This is a genomic window from Falsihalocynthiibacter sp. S25ZX9, assembly GCF_041205405.1.
In the GTDB taxonomy this organism is placed as follows: domain Bacteria; phylum Pseudomonadota; class Alphaproteobacteria; order Rhodobacterales; family Rhodobacteraceae; genus Falsihalocynthiibacter; species Falsihalocynthiibacter arcticus.
Genome location: NZ_JBGFCD010000043.1, coordinates 1 through 4688, shown reverse-complemented (window position 1 = coordinate 4688; position 4688 = coordinate 1). Strand labels below are relative to the sequence as shown.

The 4688-nt window shown below is 52.2% G+C and carries 5 protein-coding genes and 1 tRNA gene; 4 read left to right on the top strand and 2 right to left on the bottom strand.

What is annotated here, in order from left to right:
* The first annotated feature begins 240 nt into the window (after nt 1-240).
* From AB9F29_RS21060 to AB9F29_RS21045, 4 genes are all read left to right on the top strand, one after another.
* Nucleotides 241-435, top strand: coding sequence for a hypothetical protein (locus AB9F29_RS21060; protein WP_369757143.1), 195 nt, complete (start codon nt 241-243; stop codon nt 433-435).
* Between the two features lie 138 nt (nt 436-573).
* Nucleotides 574-783, top strand: a complete 210-nt coding sequence (locus tag AB9F29_RS21055; RefSeq protein ID WP_369757142.1) for a helix-turn-helix transcriptional regulator — start codon at nt 574-576, stop codon at nt 781-783.
* Nucleotides 776-1084, top strand: a complete 309-nt coding sequence (locus AB9F29_RS21050) for a hypothetical protein (protein WP_369757141.1) — start codon at nt 776-778, stop codon at nt 1082-1084. The genes AB9F29_RS21055 and AB9F29_RS21050 overlap by 8 nt, the downstream gene beginning before the upstream one ends.
* Nucleotides 1081-3198 carry a hypothetical protein gene (locus AB9F29_RS21045; protein ID WP_369757140.1) on the top strand — a complete coding sequence of 706 codons (2118 nt, stop codon included), beginning with the start codon at nt 1081-1083 and terminating at the stop codon, nt 3196-3198. Before AB9F29_RS21050 ends, AB9F29_RS21045 begins: the two co-directional genes overlap by 4 nt.
* 114 nt (nt 3199-3312) lie before the next feature.
* Here the strand turns inward: AB9F29_RS21045 and AB9F29_RS21040 are convergent, their stop codons facing one another.
* On the bottom strand, nt 3313-4158 hold the full coding sequence (locus tag AB9F29_RS21040) for a hypothetical protein (protein ID WP_369757139.1): 846 nt from the start codon (nt 4156-4158) through the stop codon (nt 3313-3315).
* A 409-nt stretch (nt 4159-4567) separates the two neighbouring features.
* Nucleotides 4568-4644: transfer RNA gene (locus AB9F29_RS21035), tRNA-Met, on the bottom strand.
* Nucleotides 4645-4688 lie beyond the last annotated feature (44 nt).

Sequence of the window (4688 nt, the reverse complement as noted above, 5' to 3'; positions counted from 1 at the left end):
GGGTTCTACAATCCGCGACGGCGCCATTCAGCACTGGGATGGAAAAGTCCCGTCGCTTTCGAACGGAAAGTGGCTTAAACGAGCACTTGGGGCGGCACTAAAGCGCGACAGCTCCAAACTGCCCCCCAAGCCACAAATCACTTAGCACATTTTCAAGTCTCAGAGTTGGCGAACGGAGTTCACGAAGAAAGGCTTAAGGATTGGGCGCGGCGTCCCAAGAAGCGCGATAGCGCTCCCTTGATGGCATTGGCTCTGGCGTTTCGCCCTTACTGGCTGAGGAACTCGCCGCGCCCGTTCACCGCAGGCAAATACAGCGCCAAGACCAAACAAAACGAATCCTATGCCGTGGAAGCGGTTCTTCTGATCGCGCAAAAGCTTGATCCAAACATAACGCGTGCAAATGTTGTGACCGTCTTGCGAGAGGTTCCGACATAATTTTGCCATATTTGGCCGCAGAAACCCATAGTCAAAAGCCTACGTAGGTTTTCAGTTTAGGGTTGTTGCTTGTTGTCAGTTGCAAACATTATTTTGCTCTAAATAATCCTTCATTGCTTATCATTGAAAGGAAAGAACATGATCGAAAAACATAAAACACAAATCCTGCTGACTCCTAAAGATGTTGCGGTACGCCTTGGCATATCGACAACAACGCTCGCCACATGGCGCTGCACCAAACGCTACCCGCTCGCCTACGTCAAAGTTGGCCGCTTGGTCCGCTATCGTGCAGGCGATGTCGACGCCTTTGAGATTTCCCGTCTTCGGGAGGTGGTTGCAAATGACTGATAACTGGAAACCGATTGAGTTTGCGGCCATTGCCGCTCTCAGCCAAGCGCATCTGCGCAGCCTCTTATCGGAATGGTTGCCCGATGGCCGCGTTATGGGCCACGAATGGGTAGCGCTCAATCCAACCCGTGCAGATCGCTCGCGTGGATCGTTTCGGATCAACATGGACAATGGCCTGTGGGCAGATTTTGCGACAGGTGATCGTGGCGGCGATGCGATCAGCCTCTTTGCCTATCTCAACGGTTTGCGCCAAGGGCAAGCCGCCCGCGTCCTTGCACAGCGTTTCGGGGTACAAGCATGAGTTCCGTTATCCCAGTGCATCATCCCAAAGCAGGTACCGCTGACACACAACACATTTACCGCAATACATTGGGCAAACCTGTCTTGGTCGCCAATCGGTTTGAGCGGAGGGACGGAGGGAAGTTCTTCCTGCCCTATGACGTGGCCCAAGACACTTGGAAAGCACCGCAATCGCGCCCGATCTACAACCTTGATCGGATCGCGCAGGCGGACCTAGATCAACCCGTAATTTGGGTTGAGGGCGAGAAGTGCGCGGACGCGCTCACCGCTTTGGGCTATCTGACCTCGACCAGCTTTGGCGGTAGTAAGGCCCTCTCCAAAACAGACCTCACCCCGCTTGCAGGGCGCACTGTCATCATTTGGCCGGATCACGACCAGCCGGGGCAGGAATATGCTGCGCAACTGGCAGAGCAACTTCTGACCCGCCATAAGGCGACGCCGATCATCCTGCCGATCAGCGCGGAGTTGGTGAAGACGCACGACCCGCGTGATCTGCTTTCGACAATCTTGCCGAAGGGCTGGGACGTGGCAGATGCCATCGCCGCAGGCTGGGGATGTAGCGAGATTGACGCCTTGGCAAATAGCGTCGCTTGTAACCTCCCTAACGCTACGATTCCTTACGTACAGGCGCAGACCAAACCTGCCGTAAACGATAACCAATTCCCTACGTACGATACGGAAAATTCGCAAACAGATTCCCTACGTAACGATACGTACGAACAAACTGCCAATGTGGACGACCTTGAGTTATGGAAAACCCCGCAGGGCGAACCCTACGTAACGATACGTAGCAAAGGCCATTTTGAGCATTGGCCGCTTGGGTCCACAACGTTACGCAATTATCTTTCCTACGCGCATTACAAATCCGAAGGCAAAGCCCCGTCGAACGCCGCGCTGGATGACAAGCGCCGGATGCTCGAAGGCATGGCGCGATTTGAAGGTGAGACGCATCCCGTCTTTAGTCGCGTGGCTTCCATCGGGCGCACGCTCTATCTCGATCTTGGAAATGAAGACTGGCAAACCATCGCCATCACCTCCGAGGGCTGGCAAGTCGTCGATCATTCCCCCGCACGGTTTCGCAGATCGCACGCGATGCAAGCGCTTCCCACACCGGAACGCCATCCCGACGGGATCAACCTGCTACGCAAGTTTCTGAATGTGGAAACTGAGGCGGATTTCCAGATGTTGGTCGCGTGGCTCTTAGGGTGTTTCCATCCCAAAGGCCCTTACCCAATTTTGATCCTCTCAGGCGAGCAAGGCAGCGCCAAAAGCACCACGGCGCAAACCCTGCGCGATCTGATTGACCCTGCAAGCCCCAGTACGCGCAGCACACCCAACTCTGAGCAAGATTTAGTCATCGCCGCGATGCACAACCATGTTCTGAGCTTTGACAATCTCTCAACCATCCGCCCCTCGATGGCCGATGCCTTTTGTCGGATTGCTACGGGCGGCGGTTTCGGCACCCGCAAGCTGCACACAGACAGCGACGAAGTGCTGTTTAACGCGACGCGGCCTTGCTTGCTCAACGGTATTCCAGACCTCGCCGCACGACCCGATCTCGCAGATCGCGCCATCGGCATACATCTGCCCGCCATTCCGCCAAGCAAGCGCCAATCTTTGGGCAGCTTCAATCGGGAGTTTGAAAAGGCCAAGCCGTTTATCCTTGGGGCGTTATTGGATGCCGTTGCTTGCGCTCTTGGGCGGATCGACACTGTGACGCTCACAGAGGCCCCTAGAATGGCAGACTTCGCAAAATGGGTCGTAGCTGCCGAAGGGACCCTTGGATGGCCACAGGGGGCGTTTCTGGACTCCTACAGCGCCAATCGCGCCCAAAGTGACCAAGCCGCGGTTGAATCCAACCCCGTCGCCCTTTCGATCCTATCCTTGATCGAACAGCAACGCACATGGAGCGGCACAGCAACAGAACTTCGGCAAAAGCTGCGCGTGTGCTTTCCTGCGCTCACGGAAGACAGCCACAGCTTTCCGCGATCAGAGGCACGGTTTGGCGCGGCCCTCCGAAGGGTTCAGCCCGTTTTACGGCGGCGTGACATCACTATGAGCTTCAGCCGCGAGGGCAAAACAGGGGTGCGGGTGATCCAGATCGCTTCTGGTTGAGCGAGAACATCAAACTTAGAGAAAAGAAAAAGTCTCGGCCCAATGGGTCGGGAGTTTCTCTACGTAACGATTGAATTCTGGGGTTGTCCTTCGTTTCTTAGGAAAAGGATTAGGCTAGATAGAATTCGTTGGTGACGTGTCCGTAAGTCCACCGACGAAGCGGATCACATCAAACGCCGTTGCTTTAAAAACTACCGACGCAAGTCTCCGGTCTATTTCGTCGCGTTCCACACCCGCTATTCCGTCTACCGTGCAAACCAATTTATAAGCTTCATCATCTTTGAAATCTAAGCTCGCGGCGATATTAACAATCGGAGCCAGATATCCAGCGCATACACTTTTCATCTCGGCCCTTAGAAGGTTTTCATCAATTCCATTGGTTCTCACCCCAATATTATGCGCAACTAAGCCCAAATATATATCAACAATCTCAAGGCGTTCCTTTTCCGGCAAATCACTAACCATTACGGCAGTTACCACTATTGAAACGCAAAATACCTCGACATTATGAGAGTCAAATCTTTTGTATTGGCTATATTTTCCCAGGATTTTCTCAAAAACTTCATCCGTCAATTGCATAAGGCTGTGAACATATGTCGCGTCTACGGAATCAATCCGATTCAACCTGTCCAAGAAATCTTGACCTTTATCAGAAACCTCATTTTTCGACGGATGTATCACTTGGTCAGTTTTAGGTGCCCCCATTTTTTCTATTTTTTCGTTGGATGATTCTTTCCAATCAGGAAAAATAAAGTAAATTGCAATTGCCACAAGACTTCCGAATACTACCAAAGGGAATAGCAGTTTCACCCAATCGGGCAGTGCTGAAATTTGTTCTTCGAAAAATACTTTGAGAGTAATAATTATTCCAGCAGCTACACTTGGGAATGCTAATTTATTCATAATACCGCCGTTTTGATTTGATACTTTATAGGGGTGTGCCAGTACCGTCTCTAACATAGTTGAAAGTACTTCAGCTATCGTTTCGCAATGTACAAGAATTTCTGTGCTATCTAGCAGTCCACACCGTGATTAAATGATCACGTGGCTGCCAGTGCTGACAGTACCGACGGTGGATTGATCATACCCCACTTCGCTGACAAAAACTTATCGGTCAGAACGGTCCTTTTTGGCACCTTTCAAATTCACTCAATTTGCGAGGCTATTTGTAGCTGCGTCATCCGGCACCGAGCGTTCCGCGTGCCGACGGCGGATTTGCAGCGTGTTTATCGGGGAATCGGTTTTCGGGTGCTTCCACGGTGCTTATGTTTGCTCCCAACCGTAGCACCGTTGTAGCACCGCCCCAACCGAGCCGAACGCCAAAAGCGCCCCAAGGGGCGTTATGTCGTTGTTTTATATGTTATTTTTTTGGTTGCGGGAGTCAGATTTGAACTGACGACCTTCAGGTTATGAGCCTGACGAGCTACCGGGCTGCTCCATCCCGCGACGCTTAGGCATTTTGCCTTAGTTCGCATCCCAGTTTTTGTAAT